The sequence below is a fragment of the Cellulomonas sp. IC4_254 genome, assembly GCF_011603975.1.
GTDB lineage: Bacteria > Actinomycetota > Actinomycetes > Actinomycetales > Cellulomonadaceae > Cellulomonas.
In genome coordinates this window covers 1-1,610 of the sequence record NZ_JAANNB010000356.1, presented here as the reverse complement: position 1 = coordinate 1,610, position 1,610 = coordinate 1, and the positions used below count along the sequence as shown (strand labels likewise).

Annotated in this window: 2 protein-coding genes and 1 pseudogene; all 3 read left to right on the top strand. The window is 75.5% G+C overall.

What is annotated here, in order from left to right:
- Positions 1-512 (top strand): hypothetical protein (locus G6556_RS18735; RefSeq protein WP_166944644.1); only part of this gene is annotated, 512 nt, incomplete at its 5' end.
- Positions 509-1,249: a serine protease gene (locus G6556_RS18730; protein ID WP_346775009.1), complete on the top strand. Its 741-nt coding sequence runs from the start codon at positions 509-511 to the stop codon at positions 1,247-1,249. The genes G6556_RS18735 and G6556_RS18730, both read left to right, overlap by 4 nt.
- A gap of 76 nt (positions 1,250-1,325) precedes the next feature.
- A pseudogene (locus tag G6556_RS18725) lies at positions 1,326-1,610 on the top strand (hypothetical protein); the annotation flags it as partial.

Below are 1,610 nucleotides of genomic sequence, written 5' to 3'. Positions count from 1 at the left end.
GCCGGCCCTGGGCCGTCGTCGTCCTGTCGGTGCTGCTGGTCCTGGTCACGGCGCTGGCGGCCTACCTGTGGGTCCGCACCGTCCGGTACGAGGAGTACGCCGCGGGCGTCGAGGCCCAGGGGCGCACGATCGGCACCGAGCTCGCCACGCTCCGCACCCAGCACGACGGCACGCTGGCGGAGCTCGACGCCGTCAACGAGCAGCTGTCGACCGCGCAGAGCCGGATCACGCAGCTCGCCGACGAGAAGGCCCAGGTCGGCGACGACCGCGAGGTGCAGCGCCAGCTCGTGGACTACCAGGAGCGCATCTCGCAGGCCGCCGCGAACGTCGCGTCCGCGCTGTCCACCTGCATCGACGCGCAGAACCAGCTCATCACGTACCTCGAGGACGCCCAGGCCTACGACCCCGCCGACCTCGAGCGGTTCAAGAGCGACGTCCAGGGCGTGTGCAACGCGGCGACCGTGGCGAACACGGAGCTGCAGCGCCAGCTCGCGGCCGGGGCGACCGGGTGACCCGCACCTCCGCCCGTCGCGCGGCCGTCGGCGCCGCCGCCGTCCTGCTGCTGGCCGGGTGCGGCGTGCTCCCGGCCATGCCCGGACCCGTGCCGACCGACCTGGTGCCGTCGAGCGTGCCGGTGCCCACCCCGTCCTCGTCCGGCAACCTGTCCCCCGACGGCTTCGACGCCGCCCAGCGGATGGCGGTCCGGATCCGGAACGTCGGCTGCAACTCGCTGTCGACCGGCTCGGGGTTCGCGATCGACGAGACCACCCTCATCACGAACCGGCACGTGGTCGCCGACTCCGCCGACCTCCAGCTCAGCACCTACGACGGCCGGGACGTCGCCGTGACGGCGTCGTCGACCGCGGCGCTGGCGGACCTCGCGGTCGTCCGCACCGCCGACCCGCTGCCGTCCGCGCCCGGCCTCGCCGACGCCGACCCGAACCCGGGCGACGAGGTGACCGTGGTCGGCTACCCGCAGGGCGGCCAGCTCACCGTCACCAGCGGCCAGGTCATCGGCGCGACCACCGACCCGCTGAACGAGAACCTCGGCCAGGTGCTCGTGACCAACGCCGAGGTCGAGCCCGGCAGCTCCGGCTCCGCGGTGCTCGACGCCGAGGGGCGCGTGGTCGGCGTCGTGTACGCCAAGAACTCCACCGGGCAGAGCTTCGTCGTCCCGGTGAGCACGCTGCGCCAGCTGCTCGACGACGAGACCGCGTTCGCCGCCAGCACCTCCTGCGCCTCCGGCTGACCCGGCGCGGCCCCTGGTGGGCGTGCGACCCGCCGTGCCACGGTGGGCGCACGGACACCCACCGAGGAGGACGACGATGACCGACGAGACCCACCCCGACCTGCCCGGCCTCACCCGCGCGGCGAGCGACATCATCTCCGTTCGGCGGGTGTTCGGGGAGCCGTACGAGCACGGCAGCACCCTCGTCGTGCCGGTCGCGAAGGTGCTGGGCTGGCACGGCGTCGCCGGCGCGCACGCCGACGCGCGGGTCGGGATCCGCGGCGGGCACGGCGGGCCCGGGAGCGCGACGCCCGGCGCCGGCGCGGGCGGTGGGTCCGCCGACGGCGGGCCCGAGGCCGGCGCGGGCGGGCCGGTGGGCGGG